The following is a 21,904-nucleotide window of genomic DNA, read 5'->3' as shown; positions in this document are numbered from 1 at the left end:
CGTCAACTCGACGGTACCAAAAATACCTCAGATTGCCCCTCTTTGGAGGGAGTCGCCACGAGTTCTTGGCGTTTATCGCAACATCAAACCGATCTGGACAAAGCGTGGTCTGGCAACCTCACCGAACAGTGGAACCGTAGACCCCAGCGGCGCACAGATGTCAAGACCAGGATACCGATTTAAGATTCCATCACGTTCCATCACGCGACTATCTACTCAATACTTGCCCATCGGCACCGGGTTAGCTAGAACAAAATACTACATATCACTAGCGACACTCAAACGAACTGAACAAATTATGACCCGCTGCCACAGTGGAGATGATCACAGAAACCAGCCTCACCTAGTCGTCGCACCCACTGCAAACTCAATATCGTGCCGAAGTCACAAGCAAGTCCCCCACTACAAAAGACCAGACCGATAGGAGGTAGTCGATATTCCCTTTACCTCGCCCCTAGCATGCAGGAGTAGCGCGGGCCGCTCGAGAAGAGGGCGCCAGATACCTCCTCACGGAGGGCTCATCGGGGAAAAAACATTTCTGCGATGTTAGCAAGAACATTCTCCAAAGCGGCAGCTGAAATCCCGTCCTGCGACAGACATGCTTCCAAGTCGTTCTTAAGCAAGCGCTGAAGGTGTTCGACTCTCACCCAGCTCTTTTTTCGCTGCCCACCTTCAAAAGCCGCAATTTTAACGTCAAAGTCCGATGAGTTGCCTCCACTAGAAATTGGGCATACAAAAACTGCCTCATAAGAGTCTTCATCATTCACGTTGTCACGGGAGACGACTAGAACCGGACGACGAGTAGCGTGCCGAGTTCGTTTACCCTCGGAGATGAAGGTAATTTTCTCATCTTTCACGTAATAAAGGCATCCTTGGCGGATAACCAGCGGAAACGACAAACTCACGACTCGACACAGGGTCCCACGAGGACGTCGTGAACTATTTCACCATGGATCCCACTCATTGGCGAGGAAGCAACCGTCCTGGGCAACTTTGCGAGCGCCACAACCCGACGTCGCATTTCAGGCGAGCGTTCGAAAATGTGCAGGCCGTTAATAAACTCGGGCCAAGCTTCGTGAATCTCGTCCTTTGGAATGTCGATGTCTCGAACATCGCGGCGATAATGACGGTCGTAGGGGCCGTACGTGTGCGTGAAGTTTCTTAACTGGTTGGCAGTCATTCCGCCGAAATTGTCCCATACCCCCTCGTAGATTTCCTCAATATCCTTCGAAAGGGCATTACCCCCCGAGAAAGGCGGCAACGGAGCGGCAGGATTATCACCAACACGAGATTTAATAGCCCGGTACAGTTCTGGCTGGGCCGGACCATGCTCCCACGCCTGGAACGCCCCTGCAGAAAGGTCGCGAGACTCCAAGTGTCCGTAGAGACTTTCCGCGAGATAGGCCAACTTCTGCGCCTTCATATTCGTAATAGAGGGGGCAAGCGCCTCATCAGCCTCACGTCTGGTAGTCCAAGAAATAAACTGCCACAAGTAGTCCATCGACTTCACCTCCCCTGCATACTTAAAGCCTAACACCGAATTAGACTGCCCCTCGGATCACCACGTTAATAGGCGAATAACCGTTACCCACGTTTATAGAATCGGTCGGGTGCTGCGTGCCCGCCTTCAGCGCTGCCGAGCCCCTCGCCGACTACGAGGATATACCAGAGCACTCGTCTGGGTGGCGATGAGGGGCAGAGCGCTTCTCCAGTGAGAGTAGGCGTGCTCGTTCAAGAACGACTCCCACGTCGGGGCGGTCTCGATCGATGTGTTCCCGACTGCCTTAGGAGGGACGCACTAACTAAAGATGCGCCTAACATTTACCCACGGCGAGAATCTCATCAAGCGCATCGGCGAGGTCGCGCAGGCGGGCGGCGGCCTGTTCACGGCTCATGGACTCTTCAGATTCGTGTTCAAAAAGTTTCTCGCTCATGAACCCATTGAAACACTCGCAGGGAAACAATGGGTGACGTTCCGCGGACAGATATCTCCGAACAGGCCCTCCGATAATGGACGTTCCGCGTAGCGGCGTTGCGCAAGCAGACCGGGGCGCGTTGCATTTCGTCATGTTCGTCGTCCCGCCCTCCCACAGCGCATACGCTCTTTCTCAACGTCCGCGGCATACCAGTTTGCAGCTACGGAAAGGGGTCTTCTTCACCGGGCGTTAACGCGATGCCGCGCGGCGTTGAAAGTGTGTAAATACCAACACTCAACGAGCCCTTAGGGGGAATGATGAAAAATGGGGTTCTAACCCTCAAGCGGAAGCGTCAAAAGCAAGCCGAACCAGAGGAAGATGGCTTGCAGACAACGCAGACACAATCCGCACAAACGGAAACACAAACACGAACAGAAACCACACAACTAAAGACCAACCAAATACAGTCCAGTCAAATACAGGCCAGACGGAAGAGGCGCGGCCCGCTTGAAGCGGCGGTCCAGTTCTTCTCGAATCTGATGGATCGATATCTACCGGATCCGTTCGTCATAGCAATATTCTTGACGGTCGCAACGATGGCTTTAGCGGTCATAGTTCGCGGCACCAGCCCACTCAAGGTTGTCGATTACTGGGGCGCAGGTTTATGGGACCTGTTGGCCTTCTCAATGCAGATGACTTTGGTGCTGTTGTCGGGTTATGTGCTCGCGAAGACACCACCGGTGGATCGTTTCCTGGATAGCTTGGCATCTAAGATTTATTCGCCGCGCGTCGCTATCGTCACGGCAACTGTGGTTGCTGGCGTTGGTTCTTGGCTGAATTGGGGCTTCGGCCTGGTGATGGGCGGTATTGTTGCGCAAAAGCTCGCGATGAACGTTAAGGGCTTGCATTATCCACTCGCTATCGCTGCGGGCTATTCGGGTTTTGCTGTTTTTGGTTTTGGGATTTCGGCTCCAGTCCCGCTGCTGTTGGCTACGCCTGGCAGCTTTATGGAGAAACAGGTGGGTGTGATCCCGTTGTCGGAGACGGTTTTCACCCCGCAGATGTTGCTGACAACGTTGGCGACGCTCGTTATTTTGCCGCTGTTCAACATGCTGTTGCACCCCACGGACCCGGCGAAGGTTCGTGAGATTGACCGGGCCGCTTACGGCACGGTAGTGGCGAAGCCTGCGCAGGATGATGTCCCAACTATTGCTAGCCGGTTGAATGATTCCCGGGTTGTTGGGATTGGTTTCGGGTTGATCGCGATGGTGTTCGCGGCCCGCTACTTCCTCAAGGGTGGAGCGTTGAATCTGGACATGGTGAACTTCATGCTGCTGTTCCTCGCTGTCCTGTTGTTCACGCGCCCATCGGCTTTCCTCACAGCGGTGAATGATGGCGTCAAGATTGTTACTGGCCTCATCGTCCAGTACCCGTTCTATGCCGGCATCATGGCTATTTTGAGCGCGACTGGTTTGGCTGTCGCTGTCGCGGATGCGTTCGGAGCGTTCGCGACCGCGGAGTCCTTGCCGTTCTGGTCATTCATCTCCGCTGGTTTCCTGAACATCTTCATGCCTTCGGGCGGCGGCCAGTTCGCCGTGCAAGGACCGGTGATGGCGGAAGCCGCGACCGCGCTGGGCGCGGACCAGGCCGCCACAGCGATGGCTATTCAGATTGGTGACCAGTGGACCAACATGATCCAGCCGTTCTGGATTCTGCCCGCGCTCGCGATCTCCGGGCTCAAGCTGCGTGACGTGATGGGCTACCTTGTGCTGATCCTCGTGGTGCTCGGAATTATCTACACGATTTCCGTTCTGGTGTGGGGCTTCATGCTCACCTAACCCACCGGCCCGAGGCTGTGTCTCCAACGCAGCTAACTAAACGAACGAGAGGGGGTTGTCGCGATGCGTCGCGACAACCCCCACTTCGGTATCTGCGCCGGCAACGGTTGTAGAACAGAAAGGTTCTAGAACAGAACGCTCCTAGAACGGTTGCTTGCCGGTGATGTGGGCTGCGGCTTTCTCGCCGATCATCACGGATGGCGCGTTGGTGTTGCCGGAGGTGACGACTGGCATGATGCTTGCGTCGGCAACGCGCAAGCCGTCAACGCCATAGACGCGGAAGGTCTCCGGGTCCACGACGGCGTCCTCGCCGGTTCCCATCGCGCAGGTTCCAACCTGGTGGTGGTAGGTGGTGCTGGTTGCGCGAATGTACTCTTCAAGGTCGGCGTCAGAATCGGTGACCTCAGGTCCCGGATACAGTTCCGTGGCGCCCCACTCTTCGGTCAGTTGTGGCTGCGACGCGATCTCGCGGCATTGGCGGAGCGAGAACTTCATCGCCTCCAGGTCGTCAGGGTGCTCGTAAGCGGAGAGGTCGATCTCCAACGGGTCCTTGACGCCTGGGCCGGTGAGCTTGATGGAGCCGCGGGACTTCGGCCGCACAATCCCCGCCAACAGTGAGAAGCCGGCGTCGGGGCCGGTCATCGAGAACGCCGCGTGACGCGTGTACATAGGCACGCTAAAGAAGATCGGCTGGGTGTCCACCACTGGCTGGTCAGGCGAGGACTTCGCAAAGAAGTGCACCTGGGCGGCCGCCTCAACCACTGGCGGCAGCTCTTTTTCGGTAGTGCACACCACCGGAGAAAGCAGGTGGTCGTGCAGGTTCTGGCCGACGCCCGGAAGGTCGTGCACCACATCGACCCCGGCCTCTTTCAAGTGGTCGGCCGGGCCGATACCCGAACGCATCAGTACGACCGGGGAACCCAACGCGCCCGCGGCGAGCACCGTCTCCCCCGCAACAAGATCTACCGTCTCTTCAGCGCCGTCGCGGTTCACGATAACCCGCGCACCGGTCACCTTCTTGCCGTCCAGGGTCAGGGTCTCGACTTCTGCGTTGGTGATGAGTTGCAGGTTTGGGTTGTCGGCCTCGGGCTTGAGGTAGGCGCGCCACGTGTTGAAGCGCTTCTTGTCGCGGATGTTCAGCTGCATCCATGCAACGCCGTCTTCCTCACCGGAGTTGTAGTCCGGGTTCTCTGGCATGCCGGCGGCGACGGCCGCGTCATACATGGCCTGTTGGATGGGGTGGCGAGAGTAGTCGGTACGGACGTCGAGCGGGCCGTCGTGTCCGCGGGTTTCCGGGTCGCCTTCGGGATAGTTTTCGATGGCTTTGAAGTATGGGAGGACGTCGTCCCAACCCCAGCCAGCGCAGTCGTGTTCGGTGGCCCAGCCGTCGAAGTCTTCTTTAGCACCGCGAACCCAGATGGTTGCGTTGAGTGCGTGGGATCCGCCGAGGACCTTGCCGCGCGGGATCTGGATCTGCTGGTTGGCGGCGTTGGCTTGTGGGGTGGTAGCGAAGTCCCAGTCGTGTGGCCCACTCCAGAGCAGGCCAAGGCGGGAGACGTCGTCGATGTCCGGGTTGGCGTCCTGACCGCCAGCTTCTACGACGGTGACGGTGTGCCCGGCGTCGAGGAGGCGGCGGGCGATGACGGAGCCTGCTGAGCCTGCGCCGATGACGAGGCAATCCGTTGCGCGATAGGTGCTCGTTTCAGTGTTGTGTTCTGACATGGATGTCTCCTGCGAAGTAAGCCATGGCTACGGCAGTTGCACCGTTCGGTACTCCAACTTCGGTACACCAACCGAAAACCCTGTGACCTATGTCACTTTACAGAAGTGATCGCACCTGGCACTGAAGAGCCCTTTACGCCTCGGTTTTGTTTCGCTTTCGTGACGGGGGTTACGTCAGCTCGGCCCCCTATCACCCACCAGAACCTTCCCATGTACCCGCCGAAGAATCGTGTGATTTCGCGGTCAAACAGGCATGAGGCACTCAGCCCTGGGCGTCATAGGTTTTTAATCAAGATTCATATGCACAAACAATTAGACAGTTCTTGCATAAATCGCTTAGAACTTGAAGCAGACGCATATAAATGGAGGTTCTATGGCTACGCACCGCAACACAGAAAACAACCGCTGGGTGGCGAAGCCTGAAGGCTCCACCTGGGGTGACTTCGGACCCGACGATGTGCTTGGACGCCTGAATCTGCTCACCCCTGAGAAGGTCCGGGAGGGCTTCGCCGAAGTCCGGGACTACCGCACCTTTTCGCTGAGCCTTCCGCTCACTTTGCCTGGCGGCACCGTGTTGAACCCGAACCGTTTGCCGCCGGTACACCGACCTAATTTACGCAACGGTCTCGTGAACGCGAACTGTCAGGTGAGCCAGGTGCATGATGGCGCAACGGACGTGCTCAATGATGACCTCGTGATCTTGCACAATCAGTATTCAACTCAATGGGATTCGCTGGCTCATGCTGGGTCTATGTTCGATGCGGACGGTGACGGCGTCCCGGAGCCCGTCTATTACAACGGCTACCGGGCTGGAACTGATGTGCACGCTCCAGAGCGTCCGGAAGACTGCAGCATCACTGATCCGTCCACATCGACGGCCGATTTCGGCCCGCTCGGCATCCATTCGATGGCGCAGCACCCTATCCAAGGACGCGCGGTTCTGGTGGACCTGGAGAAGCACCTGGGCCGCGACCAGAAACCGGTCGGTTTCGAGGACCTGCAACGAATCCTCAAGGAAGATCAGCTGGATATCCGCCCGGGCGACATTCTGGTGGTCCACACCGGGTTCGCGACGGAACTGATGGCGATGGGCGGCGAGCCCGATGCGCAGAAGCTCGAATCGCTGGGTGCTGGGCTCGATGGGCGGGATCAGCGGTTACTGCAGTGGATTACTGATGCGGGCATTGCCGCAATCGCTGCGGATAACACCGCGGTTGAGTTGTATCCAGCACTGCCGGTTGAGGGGCCTGCCGCGATCCTTCCGCTCCACGAGCATTGCCTTTTCAAACTCGGGGTTCCGCTCGGAGAGCTCTGGTACACCCAAGAGCTAGCCCACGCCTTGCGCGAGGCTGGCCGAAGCGCGTTCCTGCTCACCGCTCCGCCACTTCACCTTCCTGGAGCGGCAGGTTCGCCGCTCAACCCGATAGCCACGATCTAGCTCCCACGAACTTCCACTCCCCTATTTGAGAAGGCTTGCTGATGTCTACTGCTACCCCTGAACGTGTCCTGATTACTGGCGGGGCCAACGGTATTGGTGCCGCGATCGCGAAGAAATGCCACGAGGCCGGCTACGAAACAGTCATCCTGGATCGCGCCGGCGACGACGCTATTCACTGCGATCTTTCCGACCCGGAATCCACTCGCGCTGCCTTGGAGCAGGCGCTTGCCGGCGGCCCGATTACCCGCCTGGTCAATAATGTTGGCGCGGTTTTCGCGAACTCTCTCAGCGATCAGACGGTCGAAGAGTTTGATAACGCTGTTGCCCTCAATCTGCGGAGCGCTTTCTTGTGCGCTCAGGCGTTGGTGCCGGGGATGCGTGAGGCTGGTTTCGGCCGGATCGTGAATATCGCGTCGCGCGCGGCTCTGGGTAAGGAGTTACGCACCGCGTATTCCGCGACGAAGGCCGGTCTGCAGGGCATGACCCGCACGTGGGCGCTCGAGGAAGGTAAGCAGGGCATCACGGTGAACGCCGTAGCACCGGGGCCTATCGCCACTGAGCTGTTCATGAACGCGAACCCAGCGGACTCTGAGCGTACTAAGGCGATCGTCAACAGCATCCCGGTTGGCCGTATGGGAACGCCCGACGACGTCGCCCACGCCGCCGCCTTCTTGCTGAGTACTGACGCCGGCTTCATCACCGGCCAGACCTTGTATGTATGTGGCGGCATGACTGTAGGAGCACACCATGACTAATCAACAGAACGCATCTTCAGCCGGCGCCGTGACCAAGGCACGCGTCGCGGTGGTTGGTGGCGGCTCCATCGGGGTTGCTTTCGCTGTGGTTTTTGCGCAGGCGGGGACCCAGGTTTCTATTTTTGAGCCTGCGGAGCAGCGACGGAACGCGATTCCGCGGGAGATCCGCGAACGCGGCGAGCTGCTGCAGAAGCACGGCCTCTTCGACGGCGATATTGCTGCCCTGGTTGAACTCGTGACCACCACTGGGCGCCTCGAGGAAACGGCTGCCGGCGCGGCGTTAGTGCAGGAATGCATCCCGGAGAAGCTTGAGATGAAGCGTTCACTGTTCAGTGAACTCGCTCAGCTGATCTCTGAGGACTGCGTTGTGTGCTCGTCGACTTCGTTCATCCCGACGTCGAAATCCGCGGCAGGAACCGGCATCGAGGAGCAGACGCTGGTGGCCCACCCAGGTAACCCGCCATACGCGATCCCGGTGATCGAATTGGTCCCTAACCCTGCCACCTCCCCCGCCGTGGTTGAGCGGGCTCGTGCGCTCTATGACCAAGCGGGGCTTTCACCTGTGGTTCTGCACAAGGAGATTGAGGGATTCCTCTTCAACCGACTCCAGGGTGCTGTGCTAAGGGAAGCCTACGCGCTCGTGCGGGAGGGCGTTGCGGACGTCGACGACATCGACAAAGTGGTCCGCGACGGTTTGGGGCGCCGTTGGGCTTTCATGGGGCCTTTCGAGACGGTGGACCTCAACACTCGCGGCGGTATCGCCGCGCACGCTGAACGCATGGGCCCGTCGTATCAGCGCATGGAACATGACATTGGTGACAGGACACCGTGGACTGAGGACCTTGTCGCGGAGGTGGTGCGCCAACGCGGCGAGCTACTTTCGCCAAGCGACTGGGAACAGCGCGTCCTATGGCGCGATGAACAACTTCTAAAGCAAAAATCACTCAATAAGCCCTTGGGGAAATGATGAACAATGAGGTTCAAACCGTAAAACGGAGGCGTGGACCGCTCGAAGCGACGGCCCAGTTTTTCTCTAATTTGATGGACCGGTATTTGCCGGATCCGCTCGTGATCGCCATGATCTTGACGGTCTTGACGATGATTCTGGCGATTATTTTCCAGGGTTCCAGCCCGTTCCAGGTTGTTGATTACTGGGGCGAAGGCTTCTGGGGTCTGCTTTCCTTCACGATGCAGATGACCGTGGTTCTGTTGGCGGGCTACGTGCTCGCTAAGACTCCGCCGGTGGACCGCTTCCTGGACGTGCTGACCTCGAAGATCTCCTCGCCGCGTGCCGCTATTGTTGCAGCGACGCTGGTGGGCGGTATCGGTTCGTGGTTGAACTGGGGCTTCGGCCTGGTCATGGGCGGCATTGTTGCGCAGAAGCTCGCGATGAACGTTAAGGGCCTGCACTATCCGCTTGCGATTGCGGCCGGCTATTCCGGGTTCGCTGTGTACGGCATCGGCTTGTCTGGTTCTGTTCCGCTGTTGCTCGCGACTCCTGGCAACTTCATGGAGGAACAGGTTGGTCTGATCCCGCTGACGGATACCCTGTTCTCCCCGTACCTGCTACTGACGAACCTCGCTGTGTTCATCATTTTGCCGATCTTCAACATGTTGCTACACCCGAAAGATCCGGCGAAGGTCCGCGAGATCAACCGCGAAGACTTCCCTGCGGTTTCGGTGAAGCCCGTGCAGGAAAGCACCCCTACTATTGCTAGCCGTTTGAACAACTCCCGCGTTGTGGGGATTGGTTTCGGGTTGATTGCGATGCTGTTCGCAGTCCGCTATTTCGTCAAGGGCGGCACGCTGAACTTGGACACGGTGAACTTCATGTTCCTGTTCATCGGAATCCTGCTGTTCATGCGGCCCTCCGCGTTCCTCGCGGCAGTTAACGATGGCATCAAGGTTGTTGCCGGCATCATCATCCAGTACCCGTTCTATGCGGGCATCATGGGTATTTTGAGCGCGTCCGGTTTGGCTGTTGCGCTCGCTGACGCGTTCGGTACGTTCGCTAGCGCGGAAACTCTGCCGTTCTGGTCGTTCATTTCTGGCGGTATTTTGAACATCTTGATGCCGTCTGGTGGCGGTCAGTTCGCAGTCCAGGGACCGGTCATGGCGGAGGCCGCGGCGGCGCTTGGCGCGGATCACGCTGCGACCGCGGTTGCGGTGCAGATCGGTGACCAGTGGACCAACATGGTTCAGCCGTTCTGGGTCCTGCCAGTGCTGGCTATCTCCGGGCTGAAGCTGCGCGACGTGATGGGCTATATGGTCCTGATCCTCATCGTGCTCGGAATCATCTTCGCAGTATCGGTTCTGGTGTGGGGCTTCATGCTCGCCTAAACCGGAAGGAAGCTTTCTAAGCTAACGGAGCGGGGGTTGTCGCGATGGGTCGCGACAACCCCCGCTCCGTTGCACGCCCACCAGCGCCTCTTGAACACCAGCACCGCTTCAACAGGGGTTCAGCCCTTGCGGCGGCGCGCAACCAACAACAACACGACACCCGCGAGAACCGCCACCCCGGCGATCACGCTCGCAGCCAACACCGCCGCGCCCGTGCGTGCTAGGTCACTTCCAGCGTCCGATGCGGATCCCGCCCCAGCACGATCGCCGGCTTCACCTGGCTGAGCTGAGGGGCCCGCGCTTTCACTCGGATGTTCCGTTGACGGCTGGGCGCCCGGTTCCTGCGTCGGCTCCGCGCTTGGCGATTCCGAAGGCTCTTCGGTTGGCTGCTCAGACGGCTGGTCGGACGGTTCCGCTGAAGGTTGCTCCGTCGGCTGGTCGCTCGGCTCGGCGCCCGTTTCCAGCGTTGGCTCCGCGCTTGGAGCTTCCGGAGACTCCGCGCTAGGTTCCGCGGTCGGCTGTTGGGACGGTTCCCCGCTCGGCTGCTCGGTCGGTTCCTCACTTGGATCTTCCGTCGGCTCTTCCGTTGGTTCCGCCGTCGGATTCTCGCTCGGAGCTTCCGAAGCGCCAGGCTCATCGGTGGCGGACTTCTTCTCGACCACGAATGTGAGGCGTTGGGTCTTAGCAACCGCTTCCCCATCGTTGCCACTTCCAGCGGCACTGCGGGCCTGGGCACCCTGCTCGCCGTCGCCGGACTGCTTGGCGCGGGCCGTCACATCGATCGTGTACGTTCCCGGCTTCGTGAACGCCCACGCGGTGTGCATGTGCGTGCCCGGAGGAAGCGGCACGTCGGAAGTCTTCTCGCTAGACGCGTACATCCGGTTGATGGCGCCCAGGTTCTCGGTGTATGCGAACCACTTACCGCCCTCAGGGGCGCTCACCGGGGTGAGCGTCATGGTTGCGCCCTCGGGGTACTTCACGCGGTCCAGGGCCTCGCTCGAGAAGCCCGGCCACACACGCCCCGGCTGCTGACCCTGCGGCAGAACATACAGCTCGCTACCCTTCGGGCCGAGCACGTCATAGCTCTCATCGGCCAGCACGTTGCCCTCACGCTTAACCTTCGCGAGCTTGGTGACCTCCAGGGTCGTCGAGTTGATGGTTCGGAGCACGGACTCCTTGGCGTACTGACGCGAATCATCACCCAACGCCACAGAGAACTTCCCGTCAACCTCCATGGCACGCAAGTCCACGTGGCCGTTGTTGATCGTCACAGGCGTGTCCAAGACCGCGCCGTCGGAACCTTCGGTCCCGTCGTCGCCATCACCCGGGTTCGGCTCAGGGTCGCCCGGCGCCGGTTCACCAGGAACTGGCTCATTGCTTTCCCCGACGCCGGAGAACTGCGTCTCAACCGTCTTACCCTTGCCACTCACCTGGCCGAGGTCGATCACGTCAGTGTTGCCGATCGCAGCGCGCGGCTGCGGCTCCAGCGTGAGGCGCAGCGAATAGTCGTCGCCCTTGCAGTATTCGCTGTCCGCCACGATGGTGCGGCGGCCCGGTCCGCTCACGCCTTCAACGGGGCAGGTCGGCTCGTCGTAGCCTTCCTCATAGAAGCCGCCGGTGACGTTATAGATCAGCGAATCATCGGCTGGCTTGGTGTCGATGGTGATGAGATCGCTCCTGTCCTGCGGCCGCGCGGTCACGGACACATCACGCGAACCGACCGTGACCTCACCCTTCGAGAACTCGCCGGCCGGCGCATCGGGGGTTTCCTCAGGGAACTCAGCCGCTTCTTGCGTGGACACGGCCTTCTGCCCCGTGGCGGCGCTCAGCGGCGCACTAATCCAGCGGGCCGCACCCTTGGTGGGCACGAACACGGCCTGGAAATTCGACGTCTGCGAGCCGATCATCTCGCTCCACGTCGCGGTGCCGTTCTTCACCGGAACCTCGGCGAGGTGGTAGCCGTCGATGTAGAACACCACCGTGCCCTCAGCGTCCTCGTTGCCGGCGTTGAAGGTGAGGTCGGTGAGGTTCTTGTCGCCGTCACGCTCACTGCCGGCGTGCGGGGCGATCGTGAACGTCGGTTTGGAAGCCGCGGCACCCTCCGCCGCACTTTCCTGAGCGTCGCCCTGCACCGCTGCACCCACACTGGACGCTTTGTTGTAGGCGGCGCGGACGTCGCCGAGCTTCTCATCGGCGGGGTTGGTACCGCCTACCCGCCACACCAGCGTCGTGGGCTTAGAGGAAATGAAGCGGCCGTCGGTTGTGCGGGCGGTCGCGTCGAACGTGACTTCGTAGCGGCCCGGCTTGGTGAACGTCGTGATGTTGTGCGTGTGCGTGCCCGGGTCCAGCCACACAGTGCGCGAAACCTTGTCATGCGAAGAAAACAGGCGCGTCACCGGCAGGCTACCGAACGTCGAATAATTGAACATCTCCATCCGGCCAGGGCCGTTGAAGCCGACCATTTCCAGCGCAAAGTTGCCGTCTTGGAACTGCTCGATAGGCACCGCGGTATCGGCCCCGAAACCCGACCAGATGGGGCTGTTGCCCGGCCCTGGAACTTGCGGCGCCATGTAGAGCAGCTGGCCGTCCTTGCCGAGGAAGTCCAGGCGCGGGTCCGAGGTGATGGGGAACGTGTAGTTTTGGCTGCCGTCGTCGTTGTAGCCGCGGCCCACCCAGTTGGCGGTGGTTTCGAGCGGTACGGTTTTCCCGTTGGCCTGCGAGTTGATCGCGAACGTGCCAGCTTGCTTGTTCCAGAAGACCTTAGGGGCGTCGATGTGCGCTTTCGTTTCCACGCTGCGGCCATCATCCGGCCCGGCGTAGGCAGGAGCCGCGCCGAGCGTCAGCGATGCCGTGATGCTCGATGCGGTGGCGAAGGTGGTTGCCGCGATGGCCGCAGCCGCGATGGAGGCACGGGTTGCCCGGAGGACGCGCATGAACCGCTCCTTAGCTGGTGATGACTCTGCTGATGATGGCGCTGTTGCCAATGATTCAGATGCCAACAATTCTCTTATTGCTAATCATTCTCATTTACAATAGCTGGCGAGACAACATTAGCGGATCTGCGGGCGCGACGCCACATCGCTAGCGCTTGTCGTGCCACAGGGCTAGTGCTGTCAGCCCCCTTACGCGGCTTACGTACAGTTCATCTGGGGCGACTGGTCGTACTTGCAGTTGCCGGCGGTTAGCACCGCTCACCCGAGCGGTTCGTAGCGTTCCAGGAACTCGGTCATCTTGTCGAGCACGCGTTCTTTGACTTCGGCGCGACTCTCACCGCCGGTGGTGTTGCCGAAGAAGCTCATGCGGGGTAGCACCTTGCCGATGTCGGTTCCGATGCGGGGGACTTCCCCGGCGTCGAAGGCGCTCTCCATGAAGTCCCTAGCGGCAGGCTCGCGGAGCCGCTCTTCTTCGATGAGTGTGTCGAGTTCTTGTTCGCGGCGTTGGCTGATGAATGCGACCCACTGTTCGGCTACGCTCGCGTCGGTGTTGACGAGTTCGATGAAGTCCATGAACAGGTCGCGTTTATCGCGTAGGGTCGGGCTTGTTTCAACCGCCTGCAGTACTTGTTCCTTGTACTGGTAGTCCGGAACCTGGGATTTCAGCATCGGTTCGCGGAACTTCTCAACCAGCATGAGGATGTAGTCAACGTTAACTTCCACTTGCCGCATCAGCTCGATCTCGAATACGAGTTCAAGCTGTTCCGGTTGCGGCTCGTTCGCGTCGGCATCCGCGCGCATCTCATCGCGCACCGCAAGATAGACGCTCTGCAGGTCTTGAATGTCGCGCGGGGTGAGGTCATCATCCTCGGGGAACTCATCGAATCCGGCCAACAGGTTCCGTAGCTTCAGGATCTCGCCGAAGACTTCGGCGAAGTGCCGCTGTTCGCTTTCACTTGCTGGCATCCCGGTGCCGGGGGCATGGAAGGCCAGCATCTCTGCGACTTTGAGCCGGTACTGGTCCAGGTAGTGCTCGTATGGCTCCAGTAGCGCGATGCCTTGCGCGTCAGCGTTCCCGAACAACGCGAGGGCGTCTTCTGTGTTCTCTTGGAGGTCACGGAAGCACACGATGTTCCCGTACCGTTTGACGGTGTTGAGGATGCGGTTGGTGCGTGAGAACGCCTGGATCAGGCCGTGGTATTTCAGGTTCTTGTCTACGTAGAGCGTGTTCAGGGTTGGGGCGTCGAAGCCGGTGAGGAACATGTTCACGACCAGCAGCAGGTCTACTTCGCGGTCTTTGACCCGCATGGAGAGGTCGCGGTAGTAGTTCTGGAGGTTGTCTCCGTTGGCGTCCTCGTTAAAGGTGCAGGAGGGCAACTGCACAGCACCGCACCCGCCCCTTTTCCGCCAAGATCATCTGCAGCGAGTGCGGGCACTTCTTCGGCTTGAAAACTTGGCACGCCGGAAGTAAGTACGAGAAAGTCATCTGGCGTTGCGGCCACAAATACAAAGGCGACACCAAGTGCGCTACCAAGCACGTTGACGATGAGCGCCTGAAACAGGTGTTCTTAGAAGCGATCGCTCTGCACTTTCGGCAAATCGGAAGATGCTACCGTCAGCGAGGCTGTCACCAACGTACTCGATACAAGCGCCCTTAAAGTTGAAGCCGCCGGGTTGCTCGCACAGATTGAGCAGGTGGCTAAGAAGCTCCCGGCACTGATTGCCTACAACTCACGAGTTGCTCAAGACCAGCATGCCTACGAGAAAACGTTTAGCAGTATCTATCAGCAACATCAGGCACTCCTAGCTGACCACGCTGCCGTGGTCACCGAGATCCGAAACAAACAGAACCCGCTAGCTGCCTACCGCTACTATCAGCAAGAAACTGCCAACCTTGACTTGGAGCAGCTGGAGTTCAGCCCTTACCTTTGCGTGGCGCTGCTCGATAAAGGCACCCTCGATGTCGACGGTACCGTGGCTTTCCGATTCCGCGACGGCAGCACCCAAGTACTCGCCATCAAGCCGTAACTTGGGAAGGTGTCAGGGTGTGACTAGAGTTGCCACTCCTTAATCAAGGTCTCAACAAGCACTTGCTGACGTCGCTCGATAACACTCGGAGTCCACACCGGTTCTCCAAGTACCTGCGTGGTGAGTGCGAACACCGCCACACCTTTCCCCGACTTGAAGTACCTCTCCTTCTTAACGTCGAAGTCGTAATTACCGGCGCTGGAGTTTTTCCGGCGGTTGAGCAGCAATAGATTCCCAAGACGATGCGTCCACGTCGCTGCCTCTTCCTCCGTGAAGTTCGAGGCCCACTGGCTATCGGGAGCGATGGTTTGAGGCAGAACATGCTCGACCGTGATGATCTTGTGGTCGTAGGAAGCTCCTGGGTCATCAGCCAGCACGGAGTCCAGCCGTAGCAACACATACTTGTGAACACGCGTATCCAAGTAGATGTCACCGTCGAGGCGTTCCAACGTCTCTGCCCGTTCAATTTCGGTGAGTTCGAAGCTATGCGAATCCAGACCATGCCCATCAGCGAGTTGTTTGAGTAGCTCCATGTAACGCTGCCGTCGTGGCGTCAAGTAGACCCGGCGGACAAGCATGCTGGCAGCCAGGCGTTCGAGCTTGCTGAAGAACGCCACTAGGAATTCGGGGTCTTCGCCGTGTTCGGTGATCGCCCACAAAGCCGGGGGACGCCAGTCATCATTGTCGAGTTGAGTTAAACGCTTTAGCCAATGGTTGATCTGCTCCCAAAGTGGGACATCACCTTGGAAGTCTTGAGCATTCAGACGAATGTTTGCTTTGGCATACGGCTCGAGAACTTCCTTCATGAAACCGATTCCGTTGTCAGGCAGATAAACGTTGAGAACCTGCTCAGGGAATTCCTGCAACAAATTCCTGACACTTCGGGTGCGTGCTTTAATCGCACGAATATGAGGGAACAGATCTCCGAACTCATCGCGACCCAAATCTTCCTCAAGACGTTCCCACCGGTCAGCGTAATGCTGCTTCTGATCTTCAGGGATAGCACCGATGATCTGGGACTTGAAAATATCCTGGGGCGACAAAGGCAGTCCCCGAGCGTTCATTACCGAGAAGATACGATACGCACTGTTCAAGTCAGGGGTTGCGACGATGACCAAGAATGCTCGTCGTGCGATGAGGCGAAACAGATCTTTGCGCAGGTCGGAAGTAAGGCCCTGCAACTCCTCGTAGAGTGCCTTGGCGTTGTCGCGCAGACCGCGCTGGGCGTCCGTCTCCGGGATGTTATCGCTCAGCCCGACCAACCCGAGAGTGCCGCCCTGCTGTTGGACGTTCTCTAAGAAGAACTGGTTGTCGCGTGGACGTAGTGCCAAACGGGGGCGAGCGGCCTTGTCCTCCCAGCCAACCGCCGGTTCCTCAATGAGCTTGTGGATGTCTCTACGCAATTCGTCATCGGTAGCCAGGTCGCGTAAAAGCGAAAGCAAAAGGGTGAGGGTAGTCAGTCGTTGCTGCCCATCGATGACCTCAGCGCGGGGGTTGCTTGGGTCTTTGACCAAGACGACGGAACCGAGGAAATAAGGCTCATCAGTGTCACGTTCCAGCGCGCCAAGCAAGTCGGAAAGGAGCTGCAGGGTTTCCTCTACGCCCCAGGCATAAGGGCGTTGGTATTCAGGGATGACAAACTCGTAGTCTCCATCATTAAGTAGCCTGCCGACGCTTATTTCCTTTGCATCGAGCTGCCTATTTTCGCCAGTCATTACTTGCCCCTAAGTCGTCGGTTAGATGGCATTCTCTCAAATTGCTCATGGATTGCGAAGTGAACCAGTCAGGCGGCCAAATCCTAGTTCGCGCGCGCTTGTATCCAGCGTGGCATGAAAGCTTCCAGCACGCGCTGCACGCTGTCCTTACCGATGACCGTAAGGCGCGCCAACAGCTCACTGACCTCCTGCGGCGTGTAATACTCGCCGCCGGACTTACCGGCCTGCGAGGCATACATCTGCATCAGGTACTCGTAAGCGTCACCGAACATGTCGATGCCTTCATCGTGCTGCTCGCCCATGTCGAGGTCGCCGATCGCGTTAAGCAGCTTGCGCAGCTTCTCGTTGCGGCGCTCCACCGTGTTGCCCAGGCGGGTCGAGTTCACATCAAGATCATCGAACAGGCCCTTGAGGTCGTCCTCACTCGCGTGCCCCACCGAGGAGCCTTCGATGCTCTGGAAAACCTTCTCTAGCGTCTCGTTCAGGTTCTCATCTTGCGCCGCCCGTTTGCGCACATTCACGAACAGCTGCGACGGGAGGATGAAGAAGCCCTTCTCATCCACCATCATTTGGCGGATCGGCTCAACCTGCTCATCCTTCAGGTCCGCGTAGCTGAAGCCTTCGCCCTCGTTCTTCTCGATGAAGGTCGCGAGGTTCTCCGAAATGAATCGATAGAACAGCATTCCGAGCACATAGCTCTTGAAATTCCAGCCATCCACCGCGCCGCGGAGCTCGTTCGCGACCTCCCAAATAGTCCGGTGCAGACGATCCCGCTGAACCTCACGCGACAAAGAACCCACAACAACCCCTCACATTAATCAGGGCAGGCCAAAACAGCCCGAAAAAAGCATTTCTGACAGGAAACGTCAGGTCCTTTTGCCAAGAGCAATAAGGCGCGGGTTGTTGCGCGGCGGCGGGCGTGTAATGCCAGACACCGGCCGACACGGCACCTACCACGTCGCCTGCCGTGTAGCTCGCCACCCCTTGCTACCTAGCCGCCCATCAGCCCTAGCTGTGCCGCACCCCTGTAGGCCATGTAGACGCCAACGATCGCCGCGATCCACAGCCGAGTCACCTTACCTTCATACTCGAGCCTGCCAGCAGCACGCTCCAGCCGCGGAAAAATAGCGGGCCCCGCGAGGCCAACAAAGCAGGCTAAATGCCTCGAAGGGGCAGAGTGTGACAAACAGACCAGAATGTCTGAGCCATTCAGATGCGACGAACGTTTCCAGTTTTGATTTGGAAACCCAGAAAAGACCCTGACATACATTCTGAGGGTTAGTGCGTAGAGTGTCTCCCGTTTAGTAATGTCCGCCGAGCCGGTTCTACTCGGCGGGCATGAAGCTCCGTAACTGCGCTACTTCGCGACGCGGTTTTATCAGGCATTGCCTTACCCGGATGGGAAGCACTTGGACACTGCAACATAGCATCGGCGAGCTCCCCATCCAGTTTGTGAGGAAACGTTATCCCACCTAGAACAGCTGCCGCAGGTTGGCCTTTGCCAGGTCGACGAGCTCGGCTCCCTTGCCGTCAAGCACCGTACGGACTGCGTACATCGTGAAGCCCTTGACCTGCTCGGCATCAATTGTGGGAGGCAGGGTGAGCTCTTGGCGTTCGGTTGTCACATCGAGAATCGCTGGACCATCATGGGCCAAGAAATCCTCAACCGCCCTGGGCAGGTCCTTCGACTTTTCCACCCTGAAACCTTTCATCCCAATCGCCTCCGCAAGGGAAGCAAAGTTCGGATTATCGAGACCGGTTCCGTGAGTCACGAACCCTGCTGCCTTCATCTCCAATTCAACAAAGTTCAGCGAAGAATTGTTGTAAACCACAACCTTGACCGGCAGGTCATACGTTGTGAGCGTAAGAAGGTCACCCATGAGCATGGCGAGCCCACCATCGCCCGCCAAGGCAATCACCTGACGATCCGGGTGAGAGAGTTGAGCGCCGATCGCCTGGGGTAGGGCATTGGCCATGGAACCGTGAATAAAGGAGCCAATGAGTCTCCGTTTCCCATTCATGGTCAGGTGCCGGGAAGCCATAATAACCGGGGATCCAACATCGGGAATAAATACCGCATCATCACTAGCCCCCTCATCAATCAACCTGGTCAGGTATTGGGGATGAATAGTGCGACGCGAAGGCGTAGCCAGATCATCAAGATCCTTACGGGTCTTCCCGTAATGCTTGAGCATCGCTTTGAGGTGCTTGCTCGACTTGTTCTTTTGCAGCTTGGGTAGCAGGTGGTCGATCGTTTCTTTGACTCCACCCACCAGACCGAGATCGACAGGGGTGCGCCGACCAATCTGTTCTCCACGAATATCAACCTGAATGATCGTGGCATCTTCTGGGAAGAACTGCTGGTACGGGAAGTCAGTCCCCAGCATCAAGAGAGTATCGCAGGCTTCCATGGCCCGATACCCTGATTCGAATCCCAGCAGCCCGGTCATCCCCACATCAAACGGGTTATCGTATTCGATAAACTCTTTACCGCGCAGGGCGTGGACAATGGGAGCCTGCAGCCTATCGGCAAGCGCCACTAGCTCGTTGTGCGCGCCCTCAGCGCCTGCTCCCGCCAGGATCGTGACCTTCTTGCAGTCATTGAGAAGCTTGGCAGCCTGAACCAGATCAGCTTCTACCGGAACCTGGTGCGACTTGGATTCCACGATTACCTCGGCGGCAGCTTTCGTTGTTTCCAGGAAAATCTCACCAGGAACAACGAGAACAGCCACTCCCCTCTTTGAGAGTGCCTCTCTCATAGCAATCCGCAAAACCCTCGGCATCTGCTGCGCCGACCTCACATCTTCAACGTAGACCGAGCATTCCCGGAACAGTTCAACAGGATGGGTTTCCTGGAAGTAGCCAGAACCGATCTCCCCACCGGGAATCTGAGCCGCAATCGCTAGGACCGGCACACGTGACCGCTGAGCATCGTAAAGCCCGTTGATGAGGTGAAGGTTTCCCGGTCCGCAACTACCGGCACACACCGCAAGCTCACCGGTCAGCGCCGCTTCAGCAGAAGCCGCAAAGGCTGCGACTTCTTCGTGACGGACATGGACCCACTCGATATCTGAATCTCGAATCGCGTCAGTGAAACCGTTAAGGGAATCTCCTACAACGCCATAAACTCGCTTTACGCCACTCGCCCCAAGAGTTTCAACCACGTTCTCAGCAATAGTTGCCATCGTTCAGCCTTCCGCCTTCCCGAACCCCGGTAACACCGGCACATCTTCAACCGACCCTCACGAGGCATTTCTCTTATTCGCTACACGAAACGTACCCACGCGGATGACGGGAAGTAAACAGTTTGCGCGAACCTTCAGCTTCATGCGAAACCTCGCCACAGTAGGCCCCACCGATCGTCGCAAGGTAGACTCCCATCACCGGCTCCCCAGCGCTGATAGCCGACGCCGCCATTCGAGTGATGGTCAACAAAGGACTCGATGCCCTGAGCGTGCGCAATGTCGCTGCAGAGGCGGGGGTCGCACCTGGGACTGTCCAGTATCAAATGGGGGTTAAGGGTCAGAATGTGTGTCTGGGGTTGGTGTTTTCGGCTGTGTTGGCGCGGGTTTCAGCGGATATATATGGCTGCTGGGCATATATCGGTGGTGTGAGCGTTCATTCCTCGGTGTGGTGCCCTTGATGTGCTACCGGCTAGTGGTGTGGTGGCTGGATGCCGAAGAACAGACCACGATGCCACTGCGGTGGCGATATGAAACGCAATGGCACCACCACACAAGGTAGGACAAGGTGGCGGTGCAAACTCTGTGGAGCCTCAAGCACCAAAACCCGGACTGACATCACCAAAGCAGCAGTGTTCAAGCAGTTCATCGCTCACTGCACCTCGACCCGTAGCTTGAAAGACACCGCACAACAGGCCGGGGTGAGCCCTTCGACGTTGAAGCGACGGTTTAGCTGGTGCTGGCTGGTTGAAGTACCCGACCCGATGATCAAACACGCCGGGACGATCTATGACCAGATCTTTATCGATGGAACCTACACCGGTGCCGGGTGTCTTATCGTGGCAGCCACCTTCGATCATGTCCTGGCCTGGCACTGGTGCAAGCGTGAAACCAGCCTGGACTACCAACGACTACTTCAACGTATCCCCGCACCAGTGATCGCTGTCATCGATGGAGGACAAGGAGCCGCCAGCGCTATCAAGAAATGCTGGCCTGCCACCGTGATCCAACGCTGCCTGGTGCATGCACAACGAGTTGTACGACGCTACACCACCTCACACCCGCGTACCGATGCGGGCAAAGCGATCTATCAACTAGCACGGAACCTGACCCGGATCACCACCCTGGATGAAGCAGCCACCTGGGCGAGGCAACTCCATGAATACGGCACCTTCTACCGGAGATGGCTCAACCAGAAAACCTTCACCACAGACCCAATCACCCAACAACGCCACTGGGCCTGGACACACCCGAACACCCGTAAGGCCTACAACAGCCTGCTACACCTATGGCGTAACAACCTCCTGTTCACCTACCTCAACCCACCGACCGAACTACAGCACCGGCACCGCATCAAATCCACCACCAACAGCCTTGAAGGCGCGATCAACGCCGAACTGAAACTGCTCACCCGCACCCACCGCGGCAGAACCGGAGAACACCAACGAAAAATGCTGGAATGGTGGCTCTACCAGAAAACAGAACTGCCTGACGATCCAACAGAAATCGCCAGGCAGTCCAACTGGGGCCAAAACCAACTCGCCAAAGTACCAGCCCTGACCCACAACAAGAACCAAGCCGACCACCAAACAGGACGACCAGCCCTCTACGACAACGCTATCGACACCACCTACACACACTCAATCGGCATCCAAAAAGGCCACATCTAACCCCCGCAACACACCCAAACCAGACACACATTTTGACCCTTAACCCTCAAATGGGGACGCGAAACGACATCATCGCGAAAGCATTCATTACGCGGTTGGCTAGCCGACTTATACGACGCCGAGGTGGAGAGCTTCCGGGCGCTAGTATGCAACGGGCTCGCAGCGGCTGAACAGCATGGGAAACTGAACGGCAAGCTATCGCCTGAACAAGGAGCTCGGCTGGTCACGGCACTCGTCAACGGACTCACGATCGACTACCTCAACGGCCCGAAAAACTCGGCTCAGCAGTTACTGGCAGACCTCGATGCGGGCCTAGCGCTGATCGTCGAGCCTTCACCACCTACACCGGCCCGGCCTGCCCGATAGA

The 21,904-nt window shown here is 58.4% G+C and carries 18 protein-coding genes; 10 read left to right on the top strand and 8 right to left on the bottom strand.

Annotated elements, in window-relative coordinates:
- Positions 1-518: 518 nt before the first annotated feature.
- A complete protein-coding gene (locus tag J2S67_RS00690) occupies positions 519-905 on the bottom strand; it encodes a type II toxin-antitoxin system PemK/MazF family toxin (RefSeq protein WP_310245332.1) in 387 nt (128 codons plus the stop codon).
- Positions 902-1,501 (bottom strand): Panacea domain-containing protein, encoded by a 600-nt coding sequence (locus J2S67_RS00685; protein WP_239445900.1) that lies wholly within the window; start codon positions 1,499-1,501, stop codon positions 902-904. Before J2S67_RS00685 ends, J2S67_RS00690 begins: the two co-directional genes overlap by 4 nt.
- A 729-nt stretch (positions 1,502-2,230) precedes the next feature.
- On the opposite strand from J2S67_RS00685, the gene J2S67_RS00680 reads away from it, so the two are divergent.
- Entirely contained in the window at positions 2,231-3,754 is a 1,524-nt protein-coding gene (locus tag J2S67_RS00680; RefSeq protein ID WP_310245329.1) for a short-chain fatty acid transporter, read from the top strand.
- Between the two features lie 141 nt (positions 3,755-3,895).
- On the opposite strand, the gene J2S67_RS00675 is transcribed toward J2S67_RS00680, so the two are convergent.
- Positions 3,896-5,476, bottom strand: coding sequence for a GMC family oxidoreductase (locus J2S67_RS00675; RefSeq protein ID WP_310245327.1), 1,581 nt, complete (start codon positions 5,474-5,476; stop codon positions 3,896-3,898).
- A 373-nt stretch (positions 5,477-5,849) separates the two neighbouring features.
- Between J2S67_RS00675 and J2S67_RS00670 the strand changes: the two genes are divergently transcribed.
- The 4 genes from J2S67_RS00670 to J2S67_RS00655 are packed head-to-tail and all read left to right on the top strand — an operon-like array spanning position 5,850 to position 10,009.
- On the top strand, positions 5,850-6,914 hold the full coding sequence (locus J2S67_RS00670; protein ID WP_310245324.1) for a cyclase family protein: 1,065 nt from the start codon (positions 5,850-5,852) through the stop codon (positions 6,912-6,914).
- Between the two features lie 41 nt (positions 6,915-6,955).
- Positions 6,956-7,669, top strand: coding sequence for an SDR family NAD(P)-dependent oxidoreductase (locus J2S67_RS00665; protein WP_310245322.1), 714 nt, complete (start codon positions 6,956-6,958; stop codon positions 7,667-7,669).
- Positions 7,662-8,636 (top strand): 3-hydroxyacyl-CoA dehydrogenase, encoded by a 975-nt coding sequence (locus tag J2S67_RS00660; protein WP_310245320.1) that lies wholly within the window; start codon positions 7,662-7,664, stop codon positions 8,634-8,636. Before J2S67_RS00665 ends, J2S67_RS00660 begins: the two co-directional genes overlap by 8 nt.
- Positions 8,633-10,009: a short-chain fatty acid transporter gene (locus J2S67_RS00655; RefSeq protein ID WP_310245318.1), complete on the top strand. Its 1,377-nt coding sequence runs from the start codon at positions 8,633-8,635 to the stop codon at positions 10,007-10,009. Before J2S67_RS00660 ends, J2S67_RS00655 begins: the two co-directional genes overlap by 4 nt.
- A 119-nt stretch (positions 10,010-10,128) precedes the next feature.
- Here the strand turns inward: J2S67_RS00655 and J2S67_RS00650 are convergent, their stop codons facing one another.
- Positions 10,129-12,942 carry a choice-of-anchor M domain-containing protein gene (locus J2S67_RS00650; protein ID WP_310245316.1) on the bottom strand — a complete coding sequence of 938 codons (2,814 nt, stop codon included), beginning with the start codon at positions 12,940-12,942 and terminating at the stop codon, positions 10,129-10,131.
- Positions 12,943-13,200: 258 nt separating this feature from the next.
- Positions 13,201-14,325 carry a type I restriction endonuclease subunit R, EcoR124 family gene (locus tag J2S67_RS00645; protein WP_310245314.1) on the bottom strand — a complete coding sequence of 375 codons (1,125 nt, stop codon included), beginning with the start codon at positions 14,323-14,325 and terminating at the stop codon, positions 13,201-13,203.
- Positions 14,326-14,387: 62 nt separating this feature from the next.
- On the opposite strand from J2S67_RS00645, the gene J2S67_RS00640 reads away from it, so the two are divergent.
- Complete coding sequence (locus tag J2S67_RS00640) at positions 14,388-14,600, top strand: recombinase zinc beta ribbon domain-containing protein (protein ID WP_232219300.1); 213 nt, start codon at positions 14,388-14,390, stop codon at positions 14,598-14,600.
- Between the two features lie 37 nt (positions 14,601-14,637).
- Positions 14,638-14,970, top strand: coding sequence for a hypothetical protein (locus J2S67_RS00635; RefSeq protein ID WP_257000633.1), 333 nt, complete (start codon positions 14,638-14,640; stop codon positions 14,968-14,970).
- A 23-nt stretch (positions 14,971-14,993) separates the two neighbouring features.
- On the opposite strand, the gene J2S67_RS00630 is transcribed toward J2S67_RS00635, so the two are convergent.
- The 3 genes from J2S67_RS00630 to poxB all read right to left on the bottom strand — a co-directional run bounded on the left by J2S67_RS00630 (position 14,994) and on the right by poxB (position 19,870).
- Positions 14,994-16,685 carry a DUF262 domain-containing protein gene (locus J2S67_RS00630; RefSeq protein WP_035756487.1) on the bottom strand — a complete coding sequence of 564 codons (1,692 nt, stop codon included), beginning with the start codon at positions 16,683-16,685 and terminating at the stop codon, positions 14,994-14,996.
- Positions 16,686-16,768: 83 nt separating this feature from the next.
- Entirely contained in the window at positions 16,769-17,485 is a 717-nt protein-coding gene (locus tag J2S67_RS00625) for a type I restriction-modification system subunit M (protein ID WP_285326155.1), read from the bottom strand.
- Between the two features lie 672 nt (positions 17,486-18,157).
- The gene (poxB, locus tag J2S67_RS00620) at positions 18,158-19,870 is read right to left on the bottom strand and encodes a ubiquinone-dependent pyruvate dehydrogenase (RefSeq protein ID WP_310245313.1); all 1,713 of its coding nucleotides are present in this window, start codon (positions 19,868-19,870) and stop codon (positions 18,158-18,160) included.
- A gap of 194 nt (positions 19,871-20,064) precedes the next feature.
- On the opposite strand from poxB, the gene J2S67_RS00615 reads away from it, so the two are divergent.
- The 3 genes from J2S67_RS00615 to J2S67_RS00605 all read left to right on the top strand — a co-directional run bounded on the left by J2S67_RS00615 (position 20,065) and on the right by J2S67_RS00605 (position 21,903).
- Complete coding sequence (locus J2S67_RS00615; RefSeq protein ID WP_310248633.1) at positions 20,065-20,328, top strand: TetR/AcrR family transcriptional regulator; 264 nt, start codon at positions 20,065-20,067, stop codon at positions 20,326-20,328.
- Positions 20,329-20,358: 30 nt separating this feature from the next.
- Positions 20,359-21,537, top strand: coding sequence for an IS1249 family transposase (locus J2S67_RS00610; protein ID WP_310245177.1), 1,179 nt, complete (start codon positions 20,359-20,361; stop codon positions 21,535-21,537).
- Between the two features lie 123 nt (positions 21,538-21,660).
- Positions 21,661-21,903 (top strand): hypothetical protein, encoded by a 243-nt coding sequence (locus J2S67_RS00605; RefSeq protein ID WP_310245311.1) that lies wholly within the window; start codon positions 21,661-21,663, stop codon positions 21,901-21,903.
- Position 21,904: the final 1 nt, after the last annotated feature.

The sequence above is a fragment of the Pseudoglutamicibacter albus genome, assembly GCF_031458175.1.
GTDB lineage: Bacteria > Actinomycetota > Actinomycetes > Actinomycetales > Micrococcaceae > Pseudoglutamicibacter > Pseudoglutamicibacter albus.
The sequence above is the reverse complement of the archived record's forward strand: the minus strand, read 5'-3'. Positions and strand labels throughout refer to the sequence as shown.

Bases quoted from the DNA above. Each gene is read 5' to 3' on its own strand.
- J2S67_RS00665 (WP_310245322.1), top strand. From the start codon at position 6,956: ATGTCTACTGCTACCCCTGAACGTGTCCTGATTACTGGCGGGGCCAAC.
- J2S67_RS00655 (WP_310245318.1), top strand. From the start codon at position 8,633: ATGATGAACAATGAGGTTCAAACCGTAAAACGGAGGCGTGGACCGCTC.
- J2S67_RS00670 (WP_310245324.1), top strand. From the start codon at position 5,850: ATGGCTACGCACCGCAACACAGAAAACAACCGCTGGGTGGCGAAGCCT.
- J2S67_RS00650 (WP_310245316.1), bottom strand. From the start codon at position 12,942: ATGCGCGTCCTCCGGGCAACCCGTGCCTCCATCGCGGCTGCGGCCATC.
- poxB (WP_310245313.1), bottom strand. From the start codon at position 19,870: ATGGCAACTATTGCTGAGAACGTGGTTGAAACTCTTGGGGCGAGTGGC.
- J2S67_RS00660 (WP_310245320.1), top strand. From the start codon at position 7,662: ATGACTAATCAACAGAACGCATCTTCAGCCGGCGCCGTGACCAAGGCA.
- J2S67_RS00630 (WP_035756487.1), bottom strand. From the start codon at position 16,685: ATGACTGGCGAAAATAGGCAGCTCGATGCAAAGGAAATAAGCGTCGGC.
- J2S67_RS00675 (WP_310245327.1), bottom strand. From the start codon at position 5,476: ATGTCAGAACACAACACTGAAACGAGCACCTATCGCGCAACGGATTGC.
- J2S67_RS00685 (WP_239445900.1), bottom strand. From the start codon at position 1,501: ATGGACTACTTGTGGCAGTTTATTTCTTGGACTACCAGACGTGAGGCT.
- J2S67_RS00610 (WP_310245177.1), top strand. From the start codon at position 20,359: ATGCCGAAGAACAGACCACGATGCCACTGCGGTGGCGATATGAAACGC.
- J2S67_RS00680 (WP_310245329.1), top strand. From the start codon at position 2,231: ATGATGAAAAATGGGGTTCTAACCCTCAAGCGGAAGCGTCAAAAGCAA.